This is a genomic window from Campylobacter lari subsp. lari, assembly GCF_013372185.1.
Lineage (GTDB): Bacteria > Campylobacterota > Campylobacteria > Campylobacterales > Campylobacteraceae > Campylobacter_D > Campylobacter_D lari.
This window is the reverse complement of sequence record NZ_CP053830.1, coordinates 198810-218626: the sequence shown is the minus strand read 5'-3', so window position 1 is coordinate 218626 and position 19817 is coordinate 198810. Positions and strand designations below refer to the sequence as shown.

Below are 19817 nucleotides of genomic sequence, written 5' to 3'. Positions count from 1 at the left end.
CTACTTTTAATGTAAATCTTCGTTAAGTTTTACAGCCTTTTTATTAAAAGCTGCTATCATAACTCCACTTTGAGAATCTTGTCTAAAATGCAAGCCATTTAATCCTGCTAATTCTAAACCTTTATATATATCTTTATCAAATTTAAAATCAGGATTGATTTTTTGTAATTCTTCTTTATTTTTAAGCGCAAATTTAGTTCCTTCTAATACAGCAATTCCAGCATCAACGATACAATTATCCCCTAAAGGAATTCCCGTAACTGAATTTGCACCCAAAAGACAAGCTTTACCTATACTAATAGCATTTCCACTTGTTCCACTTAAAACTCCAAGTATAGAAGCACCACCTCCTACATCGCTACCTTCGCCCACAACAGCTGAAGAACTAATACGCCCTTCTACCATACAAGCTCCAGTTGTACCTGCGTTAAAATTCACATAAGCAGCCCCTGGCATTATAGTAGTACCTGCAGCTAAAACCGCGCCCATCCTTACTTTAGAACTTTCTAAAATTCTAGTATTATCTTCAGGTATTACATGAGCTAAAAATCTTGGAAATTTATCTACATAATCAATTCTTGGATATCTTCCACCCATTTTTAAATCAATCTCATTTTCTCTTAAAAAGTCCAAATCAATAGGCTTATTATCACTCCATGCAACATTTGGTAAAATCCCAAAAGCACCTGTTAAATTTAAACTTCTTAAAGGTACTTTTTTATTAGAAAGCAAGTGAAGTTTTAAATACACACTTTCTAAACTTTTTGGTGCTTCATCTTCAAAAATACAAACAAAAGAAAAAGCATTTTCTCTAAAATTTTCCTTTGCTGCTTTGATTGCTTCTATATTTTTATGGCCTTGCTCTTGTAAAAATGGCGCAAAACATTCAAGCGCAAAATCCAAATCTTCTTTAATCAAAGTAGCTACAAACTCACTTTCATTAAAATCAACATCAACCCCTCTTCTAAAAAAAGCTTCAAACATAACAGCTGCGGCAGCATAATTTTGCTCAAAATTAATCACACCAAAATTAGCTTGAAGTTTTTTACTAGGATCAAGCTGACTTAGATCAAGTCTTGCTATAGCAAAAGCTTTAGGTTTTTTATAATTAATCCTTTGTTCGATTTGTTTGATTAGATTTAAAAATTCTTCTTTACTTTCTATTGGCATATTTTCCTCCTTATTGCGAGCACGCACTTTTACCATTCATTACAGGTTGAATTGCTGAATTATCTACTTTACCTTCTTGATTAACCTTTTCTATAAATTCCCAAATTTTTTCAGCAGCTTGTAAATATCTTTTTGAACTTACACTCTCAGGCATATAAAAACTTACAGGCTTACCACTATCTCCACCTTCTCTTACACTCATTTCGATAGGAATTTGAGCTAAAACTTCACATTTATAAGCTTTTGCCATTTCTTCTGTGGTGCCTTTACCAAAGATATCATATTCTTTGCCATTATCAGGACATAAAAAGCCGCTCATATTTTCTATAATACCTGCAACAGGAATGTGTAATTTTTCAAACATATCAAGCGCTCTTTTGCTATCATCTAAAGACACTACTTGTGGAGTACTTACGCACACACCTGCACTCACTGGCACGCTTTGAGCTAAGGTAATTTGCGCATCACCCGTTCCAGGAGGCATATCAAGTAACAATACATCAAGTTCAGGCCAAAGCACATCAGCTAAAAGTTGCTCAATCGCTTTCATGATCATAGAACCACGCCACATCAAACCCTTACCCTCTTCTATCAAAACGCCCATGCTCATCATATAAACCCCATGAGATAAAATAGGACGAATTTTTTGGCCTACAATTTCAGGTTTGCTTTTACTCTCACCAAGCATTCTTGGTATATTTGGCCCATAAATATCTGCGTCCAAAAGCCCTACTCTTTTGCCCATTTTAGCTAAAGAAATAGCCAAATTTAAAGTCGTAGTACTTTTACCTACCCCGCCTTTACCACTTGAAATCATAAGGAAATTTTTAATTTGCGGAGCGATATTTTTACCACTTCTTGAATTGCTTTTTTCTTCAGGAATTTTTGGTTGAATGATTTCTAAATCAAGCTCTAAATTTAAATCTTTTAAGGCATTTGCGATGTTTAGTCTAAGCTCTTGTGCAATTTGAGCATTAGCTGAAACAATTTCAACTACTATATGAGCTTTTTGATCATTTGATTCAATTTTTTTTACAAAACCAAAACTAACTATATCTTTTTTAAAACCTGGATATACAACTTGTTTTAGTCTTTCTTCGATTTTTTCCTTCAATTTTTCTCCTTATTATTTAAAATGATTAATTCTACTAACAAAAATATAAATTTTGGCTTTTATGGTGTATAATATCGTAACATTAATAAGAAATTAAGGTGTAACAAATGTTAGATATTTCCTTGATTATGCTATCTGCTGGAGAATCATCAAGATTTAATGCTCCGGTAAAAAAGCAGTTTTTGCGACTAGGCGAACAACCTTTATGGCTTTATGCTACTAAAAATTTAAGTTCTTTTTATCCTTTTAAACAAATAGTTGTTACTTCTGGTAATATTTCTTATATGAAAAAGTTTGCCCCTGAATATAAATTTGTCCAAGGTGGTGCAACTAGAGCCCAATCTTTACTCAATGCTTTAAGTATGGTTGAGAGTGAATATGTTTTAGTTAGTGATGTTGCAAGAGTTTTAATTTCTAAAAATCTTTTTAACAATATCATAGAAAATCACGACAAAGCTGATTGTATTACACCTGTTTTAAAAGTAAGCGATACTACAATTTATGCTCAAGAAACTATTGATAGAGATAAAATCAAACTCATACAAACCCCTCAACTTTCACGCACGAGTATGCTAAAAAAAGCTTTAGAGCAAAGCTCAAATTTCACTGATGATAGCACAGCTATACAAGCTATTGGCGGTAAAATTTGGTATGTGCAAGGTGATGAGTTAGCTAAAAAAATCACCTTTAAAGAAGATTTGAAAAGCTTAAATTTACCAAAACCATCTTGGGATATTTTTAATGGAAATGGCTTTGATGTGCATGAATTTGGAGAGCAAAGAGCCTTACTTTTGGGCGGGGTAAAAGTGCATGAAAGTATGGGTTTAAAAGCCCATTCTGATGGAGATGTATTAGCTCATGCACTAATTGATGCACTTTTGGGTGCAGCAGGGCTTGGAGATATAGGAGAACTTTTCCCAGATAATGATATGCAGTATAAAAATGCTGATTCTATGTTTTTATTACAAAATGCTTATGCTTTGGTGCAAAATTATGGTTTTGAGCTTGTAAATGCTGATATTACTATCATAGCTCAAACACCTAAAATGAAAGAATTTAAAGAAGCTATTGCTTTTAATATCGCTAAAACATTAAAAACCATGCCAAATAAAATCAATATCAAAGCCACCACTACAGAACATCTAGGTTTTGTAGGAAGAAAAGAAGGGATTGCTGTTTTAACAAGTGTAAATTTAAAATATTTTGATTGGATGAAATTATGAAAGTTTTAATAGTAGAAAATGAATTTTATTTAGCCCAAAGTATAGGATCAAAGCTTAATTCTATAGGTTATGATTGTGATATTATCGCAAATGTTAATGAGCTTACTCATCATGATTATGAAATCATTTTGCTTTCTACTAGTATGGCTAATTTTGAACATATTATAGAAATTTTTAAGCATAAAATCATTATTTTGCTCATATCTTACATAAGTTCAGATACCGTTTTAGCTCCTTTAAAATCTGGTGCTAGTGATTACATACAAAAACCTTTCATGATAGAAGAATTAATGCGCAAGATTAAGCATTTTCAAGAATTTAAAAAAATCACCATGCTAAATAGTACCTATCAAGCATATTTAAAACATAAATTTGAAACAGCAAAACTACCAACTTTTGATTATAAAAAATTCAAACTACCTTTGATTTTAAAAACTAATAATCAAATTTTTGCTGATCATTTTGTATTTAATTATACTAATGAGCACAACATTGCAAATGTTTATATAGACCTTTCACACCAGCAAAATTTAGATAAAATATTCAAAGACAATTCTTTGTATTATTTGGTTAATTTTCAAACCCTAAAGCCTTTAGAAAAAGAAAAGGTGTTAAACCTTGCTTTAAAAAAGGCTGTTATTATACACACAAGTACGAATATTGAGCATAGCAATTTTCAAATTTTAGAGCTAGGTGAAGATGAGAAAAGTTTTGAAAGTAATGGAATTTTAACCATTGATGATTATGTTAAGCATATTATCATTAGTTATCAAAATATCTTTCCTGATACGGATTTATCCAAAAAATTAGGAATTTCAAGAAAATCTTTATGGGAAAAAAGGAAAAAATATGGCATTACAAAGAAAAAATAGCATTATAATCTCAGAAGAAGAATACGAAGTTTTATGTTTCATTAAAGAAGGAATTTTTGCTTCTTTTACAAAATTGATGAACGAACAAGAAAGAGATGAATTTTTAAAAAACGAAGCAATAAACGGATATAAATTTCCCTATGCCTTAACTTTTGCTCCGCACAATGAAAACAAAAAAATCATAGAAAATGCCAAAGTTAAAGACAAAATAGATTTTGTATGCAACGATCAAATAGTAGGTCACATTATCTTAGAAAGTAAATTTAAAAACGATAAAAACATTAATGATATTTTTACACCTAATACATGCTTGATTGATGATTTTGGAGAAATTTGCATTAGTGGTGAATTTGAAATTTATCACAATCGTATCAAGGCTATAAAAGAAGATTTTGAAAAAATCAAAAAAAGATTAAACCCTTCTAATATTACTGCTATTGTTTCAAGCTTTGATCCTTTTCATAGAGCACATGAGAGAATTTTAAGATGGGCCATAGAGCAATCTGATCTAGTAATTATTTTCCTTATAGAATCTTATGAAAGTAATGGTTTAAGTTTAAAACTTAAAAAGCGTTGCTTTGATGTTTTTGCGCAAAATTATTTACCATCTTCTAGAGTTTTACTCATACCTTTGCATAATATCAAAATTTTTGCCTCGCATTTAAATCCAGTACTTGAGTGTGCTTTGGCTAAAAGTTTTGATTGTAATAAACTTTTTGTAGGGCAAAATCACGCAGGGCTTGGAATGTATTTTAATCAAAACAGAGCCTTTACAGTGCTTGATGATTTTGCAAAAGATTACAATATAGAAGTAACCATACTTCCTGAATTTGTATTTTGTGATGAGTGTAAAATGATAGTAAGTACCAAATCATGCCCACATGGAGCTCATCATCATATGAAATACCACGGGGATTCTTTAAAAAATTTACTCAGACTTGGTATCATTCCACCAGCAGTTTTTATAAGAAGAGAAATTTCTGCTTTGATTTTATCAGAGCTTTTTCCAAATCGTTTCCATAATAAACAAAATATCTACAGCAATCTTTTCCCTACGCATGGTATTTTAGAATATAGAGGCGATAAAGAATTTTATGAGCAACTTATAAAACTCCATCAAATGTCATATATGGTGTAATCATGCAAAAATTATTTTTAACTTTTTTTTATTCAGGTAGTGTTAATAAAGCTCCAGGAACTTTTGGCACAATAGCAGCGCTAATCCCTGCATTTTTTATTTTAAGGTATTTGGGCATAGGAACTTTAATCTTACTTGCAATTTTGCTTTTTTTAATCTCTATAAAAATCATCGATCAATACGAACAAGAAACAGGCAAACACGATGATAAGCACATTGTAATAGATGAAGTTGTTGGGGTATTTTTAGCTTTGGCAATTTGCGGGCAAAGTGTTTTTACTTTTTTGCTTTCTTTTGTTTTGTTTAGATTTTTTGATATCACAAAACCTTCTATCATCGGAAAAATTGATAAAAAAACCAAAGGTGGTTTAGGCGTAATGCTAGATGATGTTTTAGCAGGAATTTTCGCAGGATTATTTAGCGCAGTCATTTATGGAATTTTACTTAAATTTGATCTTTTGTGGTTTGATATGAGTATAATGGAGATATTTTAATTCGTAATTTTTTTGATTTAACTTCATTTATGATAAACTTTACAAACTAAAGCGAAAAGGATAAAAAATGATTAAAAAAACAATGTTTGGTGCTTTAGCGTTAATTTCTTTTATGGCATGTGCTAATGGAGTGGATTATAAATATGATCCAAGTAGAGGTTCTAAGGGTGGTTATGATTTATTCATTAAAACTTTAAAAAAAGATTATGGTTCTAATGTTGTGATAAAAAGCCTTAAAGATGTTGATTTAAATGCTTTAAAGCAAAGACACCCAGAAGTAGCTGAAGATTTTGAAGGAATTAAAATAGAACAAGATGGCTTACTAGGAGATGTTGCAAGAGGCGAAATAGAATATGGCGATGTTGTTTATATCAACTATAAAAATGGCGACTTGAATAAACATAAAATAGTTTATGGAGCATGTGATACAAGAAAATGGAATAAAGAAAGATGTGAAAGTAGAGGAGCGATTGTTGATATGACTGAATAAGATCAACTTATCTAACACAATATAATTTTTCTAAGATAAGATTTACTTAATCTATCTTAGAAAAATCTCAACTATAATCTTCTTATTTTTTATTACAATAAAATAATTTTAATTTTTTAAAAGAAGTTAGTATAAAGGGTTCAACGCTAAAGGGTTGCAACCCTTTAACGTTAATTTATAAATCCACTTGCAAGCACTAAATCTTTATCGTAAAACACAGCCATTTGTCCGCTAGCAAGTCCATAAACAGGCTCTTTTAATATTACCTTAGCGCTTTTATCATCATTTATCATTACTTTACATGGGGTTGATCTTGATCTATAGCGTATTTTTACTTCACAATCTAATTCTTTAGCATCTATAAATAAATTTATCTTTTCTAAATCAAATCCACTTATTTTAAGTTCTTCTTTTTTACCCACTATGATTTCATTTTTTTTAGGATCAATTTTTAATACAAAATGTGGCTCATGAGCCCCCTTTACCTCAAAACCTCTTCTTTTACCTATGGTATAGTGCATATAACCTTCATGTTTTCCTACTTCTTTACCGCTACTATCTCTAACTATACCTGGAATTTTAGTATCCATAAACTGATCTAAAACTTGTACATATGTATCTTCCACAAAACAAATCTCAGAACTTTCCTTTTGTGTTGCAAAAGATTTCAGCACCTCTATAGTAGATGCAAATTTTTTCACATCTTCTTTTTTCATCTCTCCAAGAGGGAAAATCAAATACTCTAAAGCCTCTTTATCTGCATTTGCTAAAAAATAACTTTGATCTTTGCTATCATCAAATGCAGTTTTTATCAAGCCATTTTCTATCCTTGCATAATGACCTGTGGCTAATTTTTCACAACCTAAACTTTTAGCAAATTCTAATAATTTTCCAAGTTTTATAAAACGATTACACAAGGCGCAAGGATTTGGAGTTTTTCCATCTTTATAAGTATTTATAAAAGGCATATAAACTTGATTTTTAAAATCTTCTTGCAAATCTAAAATATGATATTTAATACCTAAAAAATTTGCAACTTTTTCTACTTTTTGTATATTTTCTTCGTGATAATTTGGCTTTCCATGAAGTTTCATATAACAGCCTATTATTTCATGTCCAGCTTGTTTTAGTTTATAAGCAGTAACAGTACTATCTACACCCCCGCTCATGGCAACTAGAATTTTCATCATTTTCCTTTATCATTCTTATAATCTCATCTAAATCATCACTTATGCTATATTTTAATTCATCATTTTTAGATATAACACCAAGTTCTAATAAAGAGGTTTTGATAAATTTATCAAGAGGTTGCCAAAATTTTTGCCCGACTAAAATAATAGGAACATTTTTTTTAAAACTAAGTTGTTTAAGAGTAAGAATTTCAAAGAATTCATCTAATGTTCCAAAGCCGCCTGGGAAAATCACAAAAGCTAGACTCTTTTGAATAAGAGCCATTTTGCGAATGGCTAAGCTCTTAAAAGTGATATTATACTCTAAAAAGTCATTTGCTTTTTGCTCAAATGGTAAATGTATATTAAATCCAAAAGATTTTAAATGCGAAGCTTGACTTTGCATAGCTCCATAATTTGCAGCTTGCATTATCCCTGCTCCACCACCACTAATAATACTATAACCAAGATCTGCTAACTTCTGGGCTAATTTTGAAGCCAAAATACAATACTCATTATCTTGAGCTAATCTTGCAGAGCCAAAAAAAGTTATGCCTTTTTGGATTTTTTCTAATTCTTGAAGATAAGCAACATCTTCAATGATATATTCTTTCATCTTAATTGCTCTAATCTTTCCTTCTTAGAACCAATTTCAGTTATTTGCACTCCAAAGTTTCCATCTACGATAACCACTTCCCCATAAGCAATTTTTTTATCACCTATTAAAATTTCTAAAGGATCATTTGCTAATTGATCAAGTTCTATAACAGAGCCTATATCCATAGTCAAAACATCTTTTAAAAGCATTTTTTTACTACCTATACGCACTCTTATAGGCAAGCGCACATCCATGATCAAACCGATATTTCTTAGCTCTTCTACATTGGTCAAGGCTTTATGATCTTGTGTATGATCTTCACTTGGTGCTACGATTTCTTCTAAGTCAGTTTTGGTTAAAATCTTATAAATTTTCTCATCAAAAACCAAAGAAATTTTTTCTTCTAAATCAGCTATTTTTACATTGTATAAATATAATTTATGAAAACCGCCAAGCTCTAAGCTATCTGCAACAAATTCACAATTTTCTAGACTAAACTCCATTTTTGGAATTTCTTTTTGCGCACCTAAAGTAGTAGAAAATGCTGAAATGATATTTTGTATAGCTTCTTTAGCAGCGTCCATTTCATCTTCATTTAGCTCACTGTTTTTGGAGATTTCCTCTTCTCCCATCATCCACTCACCAATAGCACTCATTAAAACCGCACTGGCTAGGATTTTGATTTTCATTTCATTATTAACGCTAAAAGTAGCACTAACTAATGGCGGAGTCATAGAATCTTGAGAATTTACATCATACTCATAATACTCACTAAATTCAGCAGTTTTTCCTGTTAAACCTTCTATTGTACTTACACATTCATTGACAAATATGCCTAAAAAATCATTGATCATCGTCTTCCTCTTCTATGTCTTCATTTTCATCATAAGAATTTGCTTTTGCTCTTCTTTCATCCTCATATTTTTCAAGCATTTCTTTAATCTCATCCTTATCGGTTTTGATAAGTTCTAAGATTTTAATTGACTTTCTAAATCTATGAAGCCCCACTTGAGCTAAAAATACTTCTTTTTTATCAATAGCCACTATAGCCTTATCGTCTGCACTTCTATCAAGCTTTAAAATATCCCCTTGTTTTAAATCTAAAAATTCATTCACATTGATAAAAGTCTTACCCAGCATAGCTTCATAAATCACTTCTGCACGGCCTATTAAGGTTTTAAGCTCTTTGTTTCTTGATTTTTTAGCCGAAGTTTCACCCATCATAATATCACGGTTTGCCAAACGGCTCAAAATACTTTCTAAATGCACAACAGGATAGCATATATTTACCATACCACTTGAATTTCCGATGATAATCTCCATAACAACCATGATAACAATTTCATTTTGTGAAACTATTTGTACGACATTTGGACTTGACTCTTTTGCTTCAACACTTGGATAAATTTCAGTAACATTCATCCAACTTTCTTTAAGCCTTTGCATGATAATACGCAAAATAGAATCAAGCAAATTAAGCTCGATTTCTGTCAATTCCCTTAAAGTATCAAAACTATCGCCTTGCCCACCTAAAAGCCTATCTATCATTGGAAAAGCAATGCTTGGATTTATTTCTAGTACGCAATTTCCATCTAAAGGTTTTATAGAAAAAACGTTAAAACTAGTTGGAGATGGTAAAGACATCAAAAACTCACCATAAGTCATTTGATCCACTGAGTGTAGTTTAATCTCAACTATACTTCTCATCATAGATGAAATTTGCGAAGCAAGATTTCTTGCTAATTTATCATGAATTCCTTTGATGGAGCGAAGTTGTTCTTTTGAAACCCTATTTGGACGCTTAAAATCATATACTACTATATCTCTTTTATCTTCTAATTCTTCTAGCTTTGAAGAAGCAGCACTATCATCGCTATCATCATCAACAACTTCTAATAAAGCATCAATTTCTTCTTGGGAAAGTATCTCAGCCATCTAAGCTAACCTCTCACGAATTTTCTTTAATAAGCGTTTGTGAATTTGTGAAATTCTTGACTCACTTATCTCTAAAATCTCTGCGATTTCTTTTAAATTTAATTCCTCGTAATAATAAAGCTGTATAACTAATTTTTCTCTTTCTTTAAATTCTTCTAAAACCGCATTGATTTTTTCTATCAATTCTTCTTTTTCAATTTGTTCTATTATATTGCTATCATTAAAGCAATTTAGCTGTTCATCTAAAGGCATCACAAGCGAGATTGCATGAGCCGCTCTTGCTTCTTTTACTTTTTCTACTTCTAAATTCAGTTTTTGTGCCAAATACTCATCATCTGGCTCTTTTTCATTCTCTTGATAATATTCATCAACTATAGCATCGATATCTTTGATAATTTTTCTATTGCTTCTACTCATTACATCAAGGCTTCTTAGATAATCAAGCATAGCCCCATTTACTCTTTTTCTTGCAAAACCCCAAAAATTATCATTTTGTTCTTTATCATAACGGCGTGAGAGTTTAATCATCTCTTCAACACCAATGCTAATTAAATCATTAACATCAATACTAGCTGGCAAACGCTCTTTTAGTCTAAATGCCATAGCTCTTAAAGCTGGCATATATGAAATGACTAAATCATCTTGCTCTTTTTTTAAAGCAGATGCGTATGCATTATGCGGCTGCATGTTTTACATTTTTCCTTTTGTTTGAACTTTCAAGCTTTTTAAGATCTTCTCTTTCTTCTTGAAGTTTTTCAAGTAAATAATCCATTTTCTTTTCTCTAGCAGCTAATTCTGCGATAAATTTATTATTTTCGTTTTCGTATTTTTCTTTATTAAAATGCCTACCACCAATTTTATGAATATCAACAAAAATCATTATAACAACATGAATTAAAACATAAAAAACAAAAGTAATCAAACAAGTATAAACTACTATTTCAATGGCATCTTCTATATTAACTATAGTAAATGTTAATCCTATAAAAAAACCACAAACTGTAAAAAAAGCTACAAAATTGTCTGGTCTCATAAATTTCCTTCAATCTCAAAAACGATCCAAAAGCTTCTTGAAAAAACTCATTATGCTTTTATCTCCCACACTATTAAGCACTTTTTGTTCCAACCTATACAAAAGCTTAGAAGCTATGACTTTGAGCTCATCACTTGCATTGGTATCTTCATCGCTAAATAAAGTTCGTTTTTTTATACTAGAACTAATATCCTTACTTTGAGCTAAATAACCCAAAAATTCTAAATTTAAGTTATGTTTTATATTTATACTTGCTACTTTTTTAATATTATCAAAAATTCTTAAAGCTTCATTCTCATTTTTTACAACATTAAATACCATCAATAAATTCTCTTTAGTTTTTGAAGTGGTTTTTATAGTCGCATAAGCATCTGTTATAGCCGCAGGATCAGGCACAGTGATAACTATAACCTCATCTGACATTTCTAAGAAATTTCCTATATTACCACCAATTCCTGCCCCAGTGTCGATGATCAAAAAATCCAAATCATCTAAAATACTAGTTTGATTTAAAAATCTCTCATAAATATTTTTATCATTATATTTTAAAATCTCATCTCCACTTTCACCTGGAATAAGCCATAAATTTGGTTTCACTTCGATTAAAATATCTTCTAATGAACACTCACCCTTTAAAACATGCAAAAGATTTTTTTCCACGCGCACATTTAAAATAACATCTAAATTTGCAAGCCCAATATCTGCATCAAAAAGCCCTACTTTATAGCCATTTTTAGATAAAATATTTCCTAAATTTGCACTAAAAGTACTTTTTCCAACTCCACCTTTGCCACTAGTTACAGCGATAAAATGAGTTTGCTTAACACCTGTTCTTTCATCTTTTATTAAATCTTTTAATTTTTCTGCTTGATTACTCATTTTCATCCCTTTTAAAACCCTCTAACACGCAACGCACCAAAAAGTCACTATTTGCTATTTCTATATCATCAGGAACTTCTTGACCTATGGAAAAAAAACTCATCGGAGTGCTAGTTTCATATAGTAAAGAAAAAACATTCCCAAAAACTTTTGTCTCATCAAATTTAGTGATGATTAAAGTGTCTATATTTAAAAATGAAAAATTATTATAAGTTTCTAATAAATCTTCATATTTAGTATTAGCAGAAAGCACCAAATTTACATCAATTTGCGCATTAGAATGCGATAAAAACTCTTTTGTTTTTTCAAGTTTTGCTTTATCATATTGTGAATTTCCAGTCGTATCTACTAAAATAACCTCACAAGTATTTAAACTTCTAATTGCATCATCTAAATCAGTTGGTTCTATGCTATCTATAATAGGAAGTTTCATCATTTTAGCATATTGAAAAAGCTGCTCTACTGCGCCTATCCTATAAGTATCAAGTGTGATAATGCCTGTTTTATAGCGTCTATCCCCATAAGCATAGCGAAAAGCAAGCTTTGCTAAAGTAGTAGTTTTACCCACTCCTGTTGGACCTACTAACATCATAATTTTTTGCTTTTTAATCTCACTTTCAATGCGACATGGAAGCATATTGCGCAAAAGCGAGTAAAAATATCTTTGCACTGCTTCCTGATTTGCTTTCATGAAACTTGGCATATTTTCAATAGTTGCTTTCATGATAGCTTGCAAATGCGCTTCTTGCATACCACTTGCCTTAGCTTGCTTATAAATACTTGCAAATTCAGGTGGTATAGCTAGTTCTTTGCGTAAATCTGCTTTATCATCCCACATCATATCCACAAGTAAATTCATTTTATCATTAAGTTTATTCATTTGTTTTTCAAAAGCTTCGATTTTTTTATCATAATTTGCATTATTTGGCATAGAAAAATCTTGATAATTAGAAACTTTGCTAATTTCTGAACTAACTTGAGAAAGTTTATTTTTTAAATTTAAAAAATTATCATCTTTTTTGCTTGTATTTAAATAAGGATTAATAGGTTTTTGCTTAGCTTTTGAAGAAAAATCAAGCACTACATCTTCTTCTTTTTTTTCATCTTCAAGTTTTGGGGCTTGAATTTTAGCCTCAGGAAAACTTGCTGTGTTTGGCTTTTTCTTTGGTGGCATAGGTAAATTGTTTTGTTTTAAATGCTCTTCATAATCAGCCTCTTCAATCGCCACTATAACCTCATACAAAGGCTTTTGATTGATAGTTTTTGGACGAATTTGTTTATTAGTTACTATCAAAGCTTTATCGCCATAATCTTGCTTAACCTTAGGTATAATCTCATCTGTGCTTTCAACTGTAAAAGTATGAATCAATTGTCCCATATTTTTCCTTATCTTAACAAGCCCAAAGGCAAAGTTACGCTAATTCTATCATTTACCCCCACATGAGGCACTGTGCAATACTCATCTTTACGCGCTTTTTTTGAAAAATACAACAAATCCAAATCAAGCGTTCTAGGAGCATTTTTAAAAGTTCTTTTTCTTTTGAATTTAAACTCATAAAAAAATAAAACTTTTAAAAGTGCTCTTGCATGCAAACTTGTACTTACAACCATCACTGCATTAGTAAAGTCTTTTTGCTCTTCAAAGCCAAAAGCTTTATTAACCAAAAATGGCGAGGTTTGCAATACTTGCAAGCGTTTATCTTGCATTAAAAGTCTAAATAAACTCCGAAAGCGTTTTTTTTCATCTTCTATATTGCTTCCAAGTCCTATAATGGCTATATATTTTCCTTTTTTTTTCTTAGTTGTATAAAAAGGAAAAAAACAATTTTTTTCTATCCTTCTAGCTCCTTTAATTAACAAATTATAACACCACCGCCTTTTCTTTATCAAGATAGACCATATCTTCTATCCTAATGCCTAATTTATCTTGGATATAAATTCCAGGTTCAATGGTAAATACCATACCTTCTTTTAACTCATAATCACTTCTTGGACTAATGTTTGGCAACTCATGTATATCAAGCCCTACTCCATGACCTAGACTATGTATAAATTCTTTTTCAAAACCTGCATTTTTAATCACTTCTCTTGCGATAAAATCAAGCTCATTTGCCATCATACCAACGCGTGCTTTTTCTATAGCTTGAAGCTGAGCTTGTTTAACCACTTCATAAATTTGCATAATTTCTTTGTCTTTAAAATTTGGCTTATTTTTATCAAACACTATGCCACTCTCATCAAAACAAGCCGTTCTTGTACGATCAGAACAATACCTTTGATAAACCACGCCCGCATCAACTAATAACAAATCTCCATATTCTAAACATTTATCACTAGGTAAAGCATGAGCCTTAGCTGCATTTTCATTAATAGCTACAATAGGCGAAAAAGAAAGTCCTAAAGCGCCTTTTTTTTGAAAAATTTCACATGCTTTAAAATGTAATTCTTTCTCACTTTTACCATGGCCTTCACAGCTTATAAATTTTGCAAATTCATCAAAGCATTCTTTTCCAAAATTTACAGCCTTTTGCAAAAGTTGTAATTCCTTAGCATTTTTTATAATGCGTTTGTTTTTACTCAAGTCTAATTTTTCTTCAAAAACGATATTTGCACTTTTACTAAGTTCTTTAAATTCAAAATAACTAAAGTCTTTTGGGTCAAAACACACCCTATCAATTCCCACTTTTTCTAAAAGCTCTCTAGCACTAGCAAAAAGATCTTGTGCTAAAACCACCTTAGCATTTTTTATCATTTCACTAGCTTCAAAGCTATATCTTGCATCAGTGATGAAAAATGCTTCATCTTCAAGTTTTAAAAATAAAGCATTATCGCAAGAATAGCCACACTCATAAAAAAGTGCATTTTCGTTTTTTAAGATGAAATTCATTGATTTGCTTGTTGTGCTTTTGCTTGAGCTGCTTTATATGCATTGATTTGATCAAAAATTTGGAAAAGTCCCATTAAAGCCATATGGTAACCAAAAGGACCAAAACCTACCACACTACCTGCACAAACTGGCGCTATCATACTTTTTTGTCTAAATTCTTCTCTTCTATAAGTATTACTAATATGCACTTCAATCACAGGCATATTAATCGCTGTAATCGCATCACGAATTGCTATAGAAGTATGTGCATAAGCAGCTGCGTTTATAATCACTCCATCAACGCTACCTAAACATTCTTGAATTTTATCTACCAATTCACCTTCAAAATTGCTTTGAAAAAATTCAATCTCTACATTAGCTTGTTTTGCGGCTTGTTTCATTTGCTCATGGATATCTTCCATTTTCATATTGCCATAAATATGAGTTTCTCTCACACCAAGCATATTGATGTTTGGTCCTTGTATTACCATAACTTTCATAATCTAACCTTTATTTAGTAAAATTTACTACATTATAGCATTTTAAAGCTAAATTTTAGCTACAATTTCCCTTTTTAAAGGAGGTAAAATGTTTATAATAGCACCTAAAATCATCTTAACTTGCGATGATGATTTTAATATTTTAGAAAACAAAGCAGTTCTTTTTGATGATAATATTTTAGAAATTAATAGCTTAGAAATTTTACAAAAATCCTACCCACAAGCTAAACTTATACAAATTCCAAAAGATAGTTTGCTTTTGCCTGCTTTTATCAACCCTCACACGCATTTAGAATTCAGTGCAAATAATGGAAATTTAGAATTTGGTGATTTTTTAAAATGGCTTGATAGCGTTTTTAATAACCGCGAGCAATTAAGCCAAAAAGCAAAAGAAAAATTAATCTTGCAAAATATCCATAAAATGCTAAAAAGTGGTACTGCAACCATAGGTGAAATTTCAAGTTTTGGGAGTGATTTAAACCCTTGTGTCAATTCACAAGCTAGAGTGATTTATTTTAATGAAATTTTAGGCTCAAATGAGGCTTTTTTACAAGAAAAACAAAATGAATTTTTAAAAAGATATGAAACTAGTTTGAAATTTAAAAACTCTAAATTTATCCCTGCTATTTCAGTACATGCACCCTATTCAACCCATCCAGAACTTGCCAAATTTGCTATAAAACTTGCTAGAGAAAATGATCATTTGTTAAGCACGCATTTTCTTGAGAGTAACCATGAAAATAATTGGTTAAGATTTAAAAAGGGTGGATTTAAAAAAAGTTTAGCTAAATTTAGCAAAAATCCCACACCATTTTACACCCCACAAAGTTTTTTAGAGCTTTTTAAAGATCAAAGGACTTTATTTACTCATTGTGTGTACTTTAAAGAATGGGATTTATTAGATAAAAATTTACACTCTATTACTCATTGTGCATTTTCAAACAAACTTTTGAGTAAATCTACTTTGAAATTAAAACAAGCGTTAAAAAATGGAGTAAATATCCACTTAGGAAGTGATGGTTTAAGCTCAAATGTATCATTAAGTATGCTAGATGAAATGCGAACAAATTTATTAATCCATAATGATTTTGAGTTAGAAAATTTTGCTAAAATACTACTTTTAATGGCAACAAACAAAACTGCTAAAGCCTTAAATTTAAACTTAGGCGAAATTAAAAAAGGTAAAATCGCTGATTTTAGCGTGTTTAAACTACCAAATAGCACAAGTTTAAAACAGCTTCCATTGCAGTTTATTTTACAATGCAAAGAAGTTTCAAAATTATTTATCGAAGGAAAAGAATGCAACTTATAAAATCATTTTTTAAAGGCATAGGCAAAATCATCTCTTTTATAAACACTTATTTTAAAACCTTTGTGTTTTTATTTATAGTTTTTTTAATCCTTGCTCCAAGTGGGGATAATGCCAAGCTTTCTAATGCAAACTTAGCACAAATCAACCTAAAAGGTGAAATTAACGATGCAAGCACTCTTTTAGAACAAATTTATAAACTCAAAGATGATAATGCTATAAAAGGGGTTTTGCTTTTTATAGATAGCCCTGGGGGAGCCTTTGCGCCAAGTATGGAGATAGCTTTAGCCATACAAGATCTAAAAGCTAAAAAACCTGTAGTAGCATATGCTGGTGGGACTATAGCAAGTGGGAGTTATTTAAGTGCAGTTGGAGCTAATATGATAATTGCTAATCCTGCTAGTTTTGTAGGATCAATTGGCGTGATTATGCAAGGTTTTAATGCAAGCGAATTAGCGCAAAAAATAGGCATAAGCGATCAAACCATAAAAGCTGGAACTTATAAAGAAGCAGGGACTTTCATGCGTAAATGGAGCGAAGAAGAAAAAGAATTTTTACAAAATTTAGCCAATCAAAGCTATATTCTTTTTACAAATTTTGTAGCTAAAAATCGCAGTTTAGACTTAAATCAAACAAAATCATGGGCTGATGCAAAAGTGTTTTTGGCAAATGAAGCTTTAAAATTAAAACTAATTGATAAAGTAGGAAATTATGAGCTTGCTAAAAAAGAAGTGGAAAAACTAGCCAAAGTACAAAACCCTATCTGGCAAAAAGAAGATGCTATAGATAAATTTTTAAAAAGATTAGAAGAGCAAAGCGCTAGCTTTTTTGCTAATGCTTTAACACAATTTTTCACGCATTTAAACTCACAAAAAATATATTAAATTTTTTCATAAATTCCATAAGTATCATTTTCTAAAAAGCCTTTGTATAAAGGCTTTAACTTCATGTCTAACTTAACATTTTCAAAAGTGTTTAAATTTGAGCTTGAAAAAATCAAAAACATGTCCATATCATCTTTAAAAGCTTTTAAAAAATTCTCTCCACCCTCATACATGATAAATTTAGCTTCATTAGGAATATTTGAGAAAATCTTCCTATTTGGCACATTAAATAAAGGAATTTTTTGATCAAAACTTTCTAAATTTTGATGGCTTAGTATGCATAAATTTGGCGCTTTAGCCTGAGCTAATCTTGCATCTAAAATAGGCCTATCATGTCTTATAGTTTCTCCGCCTACTACAAGTAAATCAAGCTTTGAGCGTAATGCGTGAGCATAGGTTCTACTTGCTTTAGAACTTACTATTTTTCCACTTGCTGAGCCATTTAAAGAAAGTGCTAGTTTAAAAATTTTAAAACTTGATTTTTGCCATTTTAAAAATGGCTTTAAAAGCTCTTTAACTCTTTTTTCACAAATACCAATTTGCACTTTAATGCCTTTGCTTTTTAAAAACTCCGCACCACCACTTGCAAGCTTATGCTCATCTTTAGTGGCAATAAAAACTTCACTAAAACCAAGCTCACTAAAAAGTTTTGCACAAGGTGGGGTTTTACCCTGATGATTGCAAGGTTCTAAACTCACATAAGCAATGGCACCTTTTAGCAAACCTTGGTGATTTTTACAAATAAACTCATGCAAATCATTTGCATTTTGTGGTAAATCTAAATTTGGATTAAGCTCCTTTAAGGCTTTACTCACTGCTTCAAGCTCTGCATGGGCTTTTCCTGCTTCTTTATGTGCTTTTATGCTTAAAATTTTGCCATTTTTATCTAAAATCACACAACCCACAGCTGGATTTGGATAAGTTAAAAACTGATACTTCCAAGCTTCATCTATAGCTAAATTCATATAAAATTCGTGATTCATACTGCCTTCTATAATTTTATTTTTAAAAATATAGCAAAATATATTAATCACTTATCAATAAATAATCAATATAATAAAATTAATATAATTAATTAGGAATAATATGATTTGGACTATCGTAGGAATAATGATATTTATACTTTTACTCTTAGCTTTTTGGGAATTATGGCTAGGTTTAGCTTTATTTATATTAATCCCAACACTTATAATTGGAGCAATCATAGGAATAGGACTTTTAATATACTATAATATTGATGTTATTATCATTATTTTCTTTAATATAGTTAAAGTTATTATTGTTATTTTTGATTATATAGTTGATATTATATTTATAATCACAGCAATTTTTGCAAGTATAGGATTTTTATATTATATTTATACTAAATTTTTATATCTGAAAAATTATCACCCAAAAACAAAAGATGAATTAAAAGAATTGATTGAAGATGAAATTAATTTAAAAGATATAGATACCCGCTTTATCACAGATATGAGTGAATTATTTAAAAATTCTACAAGAAGTGATTTTAAAGGATTAAAATATTGGGATGTTTCAAATGTAAAAAGCATGGCTTCAATGTTTGAAGGTTGTGAAAATTTTAATCAGGATTTATCGAGTTGGGATATTTCTAAAGTAAAAAATATGGATTTTATGTTTGAAAATTGCGTTAATTTTAACCAAGACTTATCTAATTGGGATACAAGTAAAGTTGATTATATGCATAAAATGTTTAGAAACTGCCATAAACTTGACAAAAGCATTGCACAAAAATGGAAACTAGATCAAGATTACTTGTTTTAAAAAGTAAAGGTGCGAAAAATACCTTAAACTTTACATGTTCATCGCAAGCTTTTAAAAAACCTTGCGCTAAAAACTTAATATCTTTGGTTTTTAATTTCCCTCTTAAGTCAAAAGTTCTCTCACATAGAGGATAAATGAGATAAATTTCCTTTATCTCGTATTTATTTGCATAAGCAAACATTTGATATAAATCACTTTGCGATATGCCATATTTTTTCTCATCTCTACCTACTAAATTTTCATCTAAAATTTCTAAAGCCTTATCTATGTATGATAAGTTTTTCCTGTCCCTGGAGACCCATAAAGAATTTGATTTAAAGGTAAATTTTGATTTTCTTTATTTTTATAACTATTGTGA

Annotated in this window: 23 protein-coding genes; 8 read left to right on the top strand and 15 right to left on the bottom strand. The window is 30.5% G+C overall.

The annotated features are described in order from the left end of the window. Nucleotides 1-6 precede the first annotated feature (6 nt). Together CLLT_RS01245 and CLLT_RS01240 are read right to left on the bottom strand one after the other, a co-directional pair. Nucleotides 7-1170, bottom strand: a complete 1164-nt coding sequence (locus CLLT_RS01245; RefSeq protein WP_074692489.1) for a tetrahydrodipicolinate N-succinyltransferase N-terminal domain-containing protein — start codon at nucleotides 1168-1170, stop codon at nucleotides 7-9. 10 nt (nucleotides 1171-1180) lie between these two features. Continuing rightward, nucleotides 1181-2284: an Mrp/NBP35 family ATP-binding protein gene (locus CLLT_RS01240; RefSeq protein WP_074692490.1), complete on the bottom strand. Its 1104-nt coding sequence runs from the start codon at nucleotides 2282-2284 to the stop codon at nucleotides 1181-1183. 107 nt (nucleotides 2285-2391) lie between these two features. On the opposite strand from CLLT_RS01240, the gene CLLT_RS01235 reads away from it, so the two are divergent. From CLLT_RS01235 to CLLT_RS01215, 5 genes are all read left to right on the top strand, one after another. After that, on the top strand, nucleotides 2392-3507 hold the full coding sequence (locus tag CLLT_RS01235) for a bifunctional 2-C-methyl-D-erythritol 4-phosphate cytidylyltransferase/2-C-methyl-D-erythritol 2,4-cyclodiphosphate synthase (RefSeq protein ID WP_074692491.1): 1116 nt from the start codon (nucleotides 2392-2394) through the stop codon (nucleotides 3505-3507). Further along, the gene (locus CLLT_RS01230; protein WP_039667971.1) at nucleotides 3504-4379 is read left to right on the top strand and encodes a DNA-binding transcriptional response regulator; all 876 of its coding nucleotides are present in this window, start codon (nucleotides 3504-3506) and stop codon (nucleotides 4377-4379) included. Before CLLT_RS01235 ends, CLLT_RS01230 begins: the two co-directional genes overlap by 4 nt. Continuing rightward, nucleotides 4357-5517 carry a sulfate adenylyltransferase gene (locus CLLT_RS01225; RefSeq protein WP_070256233.1) on the top strand — a complete coding sequence of 387 codons (1161 nt, stop codon included), beginning with the start codon at nucleotides 4357-4359 and terminating at the stop codon, nucleotides 5515-5517. Before CLLT_RS01230 ends, CLLT_RS01225 begins: the two co-directional genes overlap by 23 nt. Nucleotides 5518-5519: 2 nt before the next feature. After that, a complete protein-coding gene (locus CLLT_RS01220) occupies nucleotides 5520-6011 on the top strand; it encodes a phosphatidylglycerophosphatase A family protein (RefSeq protein ID WP_070256236.1) in 492 nt (163 codons plus the stop codon). A gap of 67 nt (nucleotides 6012-6078) precedes the next feature. After that, nucleotides 6079-6501 carry a hypothetical protein gene (locus tag CLLT_RS01215; RefSeq protein WP_074692492.1) on the top strand — a complete coding sequence of 141 codons (423 nt, stop codon included), beginning with the start codon at nucleotides 6079-6081 and terminating at the stop codon, nucleotides 6499-6501. A 170-nt stretch (nucleotides 6502-6671) separates the two neighbouring features. Here the strand turns inward: CLLT_RS01215 and mnmA are convergent, their stop codons facing one another. From mnmA to aroQ, 11 genes are read right to left on the bottom strand one after another with little or no spacing between them, the layout of a single operon-like run. Beyond that, a complete protein-coding gene (mnmA, locus tag CLLT_RS01210) occupies nucleotides 6672-7688 on the bottom strand; it encodes a tRNA 2-thiouridine(34) synthase MnmA (RefSeq protein ID WP_074692493.1) in 1017 nt (338 codons plus the stop codon). Further along, nucleotides 7651-8286 (bottom strand): LOG family protein, encoded by a 636-nt coding sequence (locus CLLT_RS01205; RefSeq protein WP_074692494.1) that lies wholly within the window; start codon nucleotides 8284-8286, stop codon nucleotides 7651-7653. Before CLLT_RS01205 ends, mnmA begins: the two co-directional genes overlap by 38 nt. Beyond that, nucleotides 8283-9122: a flagellar motor switch protein FliY gene (gene fliY / locus CLLT_RS01200; RefSeq protein ID WP_074692495.1), complete on the bottom strand. Its 840-nt coding sequence runs from the start codon at nucleotides 9120-9122 to the stop codon at nucleotides 8283-8285. The genes CLLT_RS01205 and fliY overlap by 4 nt, the downstream gene beginning before the upstream one ends. Then, a complete protein-coding gene (fliM, locus tag CLLT_RS01195; protein ID WP_012660984.1) occupies nucleotides 9112-10203 on the bottom strand; it encodes a flagellar motor switch protein FliM in 1092 nt (363 codons plus the stop codon). The genes fliY and fliM overlap by 11 nt, the downstream gene beginning before the upstream one ends. Then, entirely contained in the window at nucleotides 10204-10890 is a 687-nt protein-coding gene (locus tag CLLT_RS01190) for an RNA polymerase sigma factor FliA (RefSeq protein WP_074692497.1), read from the bottom strand. After that, nucleotides 10877-11236, bottom strand: a complete 360-nt coding sequence (locus CLLT_RS01185; protein ID WP_012660982.1) for an OmpH family outer membrane protein — start codon at nucleotides 11234-11236, stop codon at nucleotides 10877-10879. Before CLLT_RS01185 ends, CLLT_RS01190 begins: the two co-directional genes overlap by 14 nt. A 15-nt stretch (nucleotides 11237-11251) precedes the next feature. After that, nucleotides 11252-12115 (bottom strand): P-loop NTPase, encoded by an 864-nt coding sequence (locus tag CLLT_RS01180; protein WP_070256244.1) that lies wholly within the window; start codon nucleotides 12113-12115, stop codon nucleotides 11252-11254. Further along, entirely contained in the window at nucleotides 12108-13493 is a 1386-nt protein-coding gene (flhF, locus tag CLLT_RS01175) for a flagellar biosynthesis GTPase FlhF (protein WP_074692498.1), read from the bottom strand. The genes CLLT_RS01180 and flhF overlap by 8 nt, the downstream gene beginning before the upstream one ends. Before the next feature lie 8 nt (nucleotides 13494-13501). Continuing rightward, a complete protein-coding gene (gene folK, locus CLLT_RS01170; protein ID WP_074692500.1) occupies nucleotides 13502-13975 on the bottom strand; it encodes a 2-amino-4-hydroxy-6-hydroxymethyldihydropteridine diphosphokinase in 474 nt (157 codons plus the stop codon). 1 nt (nucleotide 13976) lies between these two features. Further along, a complete protein-coding gene (locus CLLT_RS01165; protein ID WP_074692501.1) occupies nucleotides 13977-15002 on the bottom strand; it encodes a M24 family metallopeptidase in 1026 nt (341 codons plus the stop codon). After that, the gene (gene aroQ / locus CLLT_RS01160) at nucleotides 14999-15481 is read right to left on the bottom strand and encodes a type II 3-dehydroquinate dehydratase (RefSeq protein ID WP_012660977.1); all 483 of its coding nucleotides are present in this window, start codon (nucleotides 15479-15481) and stop codon (nucleotides 14999-15001) included. The genes CLLT_RS01165 and aroQ overlap by 4 nt, the downstream gene beginning before the upstream one ends. Before the next feature lie 88 nt (nucleotides 15482-15569). Between aroQ and mqnF the strand changes: the two genes are divergently transcribed. Then, nucleotides 15570-16793 (top strand): aminofutalosine deaminase family hydrolase, encoded by a 1224-nt coding sequence (gene mqnF, locus CLLT_RS01155; RefSeq protein WP_074692505.1) that lies wholly within the window; start codon nucleotides 15570-15572, stop codon nucleotides 16791-16793. Continuing rightward, entirely contained in the window at nucleotides 16781-17674 is an 894-nt protein-coding gene (gene sppA, locus CLLT_RS01150) for a signal peptide peptidase SppA (RefSeq protein WP_074692507.1), read from the top strand. The genes mqnF and sppA overlap by 13 nt, the downstream gene beginning before the upstream one ends. On the opposite strand, the gene ribD is transcribed toward sppA, so the two are convergent. Then, nucleotides 17671-18657 (bottom strand): bifunctional diaminohydroxyphosphoribosylaminopyrimidine deaminase/5-amino-6-(5-phosphoribosylamino)uracil reductase RibD, encoded by a 987-nt coding sequence (gene ribD, locus CLLT_RS01145; protein WP_074692509.1) that lies wholly within the window; start codon nucleotides 18655-18657, stop codon nucleotides 17671-17673. The genes sppA and ribD overlap by 4 nt on opposite strands. A gap of 103 nt (nucleotides 18658-18760) precedes the next feature. Here ribD and CLLT_RS01140 point away from each other — a divergent pair, with 103 nt between their 5' ends. Beyond that, on the top strand, nucleotides 18761-19459 hold the full coding sequence (locus CLLT_RS01140; protein WP_074692510.1) for a BspA family leucine-rich repeat surface protein: 699 nt from the start codon (nucleotides 18761-18763) through the stop codon (nucleotides 19457-19459). On the opposite strand, the gene CLLT_RS01135 is transcribed toward CLLT_RS01140, so the two are convergent. Next, the gene (locus tag CLLT_RS01135; protein ID WP_074692512.1) at nucleotides 19389-19640 is read right to left on the bottom strand and encodes a hypothetical protein; all 252 of its coding nucleotides are present in this window, start codon (nucleotides 19638-19640) and stop codon (nucleotides 19389-19391) included. The genes CLLT_RS01140 and CLLT_RS01135 overlap by 71 nt on opposite strands. Between the last annotated feature and the right edge of the window lie 177 nt (nucleotides 19641-19817).

Excerpts from the sequence above, each read along its gene's own strand:
- CLLT_RS01245 (WP_074692489.1), bottom strand. The coding sequence starts at position 1,170 with ATGCCAATAGAAAGTAAAGAAGAATTTTTAAATCTAATCAAACAAATC.
- CLLT_RS01235 (WP_074692491.1), top strand. The coding sequence starts at position 2,392 with ATGTTAGATATTTCCTTGATTATGCTATCTGCTGGAGAATCATCAAGA.
- CLLT_RS01230 (WP_039667971.1), top strand. The coding sequence starts at position 3,504 with ATGAAAGTTTTAATAGTAGAAAATGAATTTTATTTAGCCCAAAGTATA.
- CLLT_RS01225 (WP_070256233.1), top strand. The coding sequence starts at position 4,357 with ATGGCATTACAAAGAAAAAATAGCATTATAATCTCAGAAGAAGAATAC.
- CLLT_RS01220 (WP_070256236.1), top strand. The coding sequence starts at position 5,520 with ATGCAAAAATTATTTTTAACTTTTTTTTATTCAGGTAGTGTTAATAAA.
- CLLT_RS01215 (WP_074692492.1), top strand. The coding sequence starts at position 6,079 with ATGATTAAAAAAACAATGTTTGGTGCTTTAGCGTTAATTTCTTTTATG.
- mnmA (WP_074692493.1), bottom strand. The coding sequence starts at position 7,688 with ATGAAAATTCTAGTTGCCATGAGCGGGGGTGTAGATAGTACTGTTACT.
- CLLT_RS01205 (WP_074692494.1), bottom strand. The coding sequence starts at position 8,286 with ATGAAAGAATATATCATTGAAGATGTTGCTTATCTTCAAGAATTAGAA.
- fliY (WP_074692495.1), bottom strand. The coding sequence starts at position 9,122 with ATGATCAATGATTTTTTAGGCATATTTGTCAATGAATGTGTAAGTACA.
- fliM (WP_012660984.1), bottom strand. The coding sequence starts at position 10,203 with ATGGCTGAGATACTTTCCCAAGAAGAAATTGATGCTTTATTAGAAGTT.
- CLLT_RS01190 (WP_074692497.1), bottom strand. The coding sequence starts at position 10,890 with ATGCAGCCGCATAATGCATACGCATCTGCTTTAAAAAAAGAGCAAGAT.
- CLLT_RS01185 (WP_012660982.1), bottom strand. The coding sequence starts at position 11,236 with ATGAGACCAGACAATTTTGTAGCTTTTTTTACAGTTTGTGGTTTTTTT.
- CLLT_RS01180 (WP_070256244.1), bottom strand. The coding sequence starts at position 12,115 with ATGAGTAATCAAGCAGAAAAATTAAAAGATTTAATAAAAGATGAAAGA.
- flhF (WP_074692498.1), bottom strand. The coding sequence starts at position 13,493 with ATGGGACAATTGATTCATACTTTTACAGTTGAAAGCACAGATGAGATT.
- CLLT_RS01165 (WP_074692501.1), bottom strand. The coding sequence starts at position 15,002 with ATGAATTTCATCTTAAAAAACGAAAATGCACTTTTTTATGAGTGTGGC.
- aroQ (WP_012660977.1), bottom strand. The coding sequence starts at position 15,481 with ATGAAAGTTATGGTAATACAAGGACCAAACATCAATATGCTTGGTGTG.
- mqnF (WP_074692505.1), top strand. The coding sequence starts at position 15,570 with ATGTTTATAATAGCACCTAAAATCATCTTAACTTGCGATGATGATTTT.
- sppA (WP_074692507.1), top strand. The coding sequence starts at position 16,781 with ATGCAACTTATAAAATCATTTTTTAAAGGCATAGGCAAAATCATCTCT.
- ribD (WP_074692509.1), bottom strand. The coding sequence starts at position 18,657 with ATGAATCACGAATTTTATATGAATTTAGCTATAGATGAAGCTTGGAAG.
- CLLT_RS01140 (WP_074692510.1), top strand. The coding sequence starts at position 18,761 with ATGATTTGGACTATCGTAGGAATAATGATATTTATACTTTTACTCTTA.
- CLLT_RS01135 (WP_074692512.1), bottom strand. The coding sequence starts at position 19,640 with ATGTTTGCTTATGCAAATAAATACGAGATAAAGGAAATTTATCTCATT.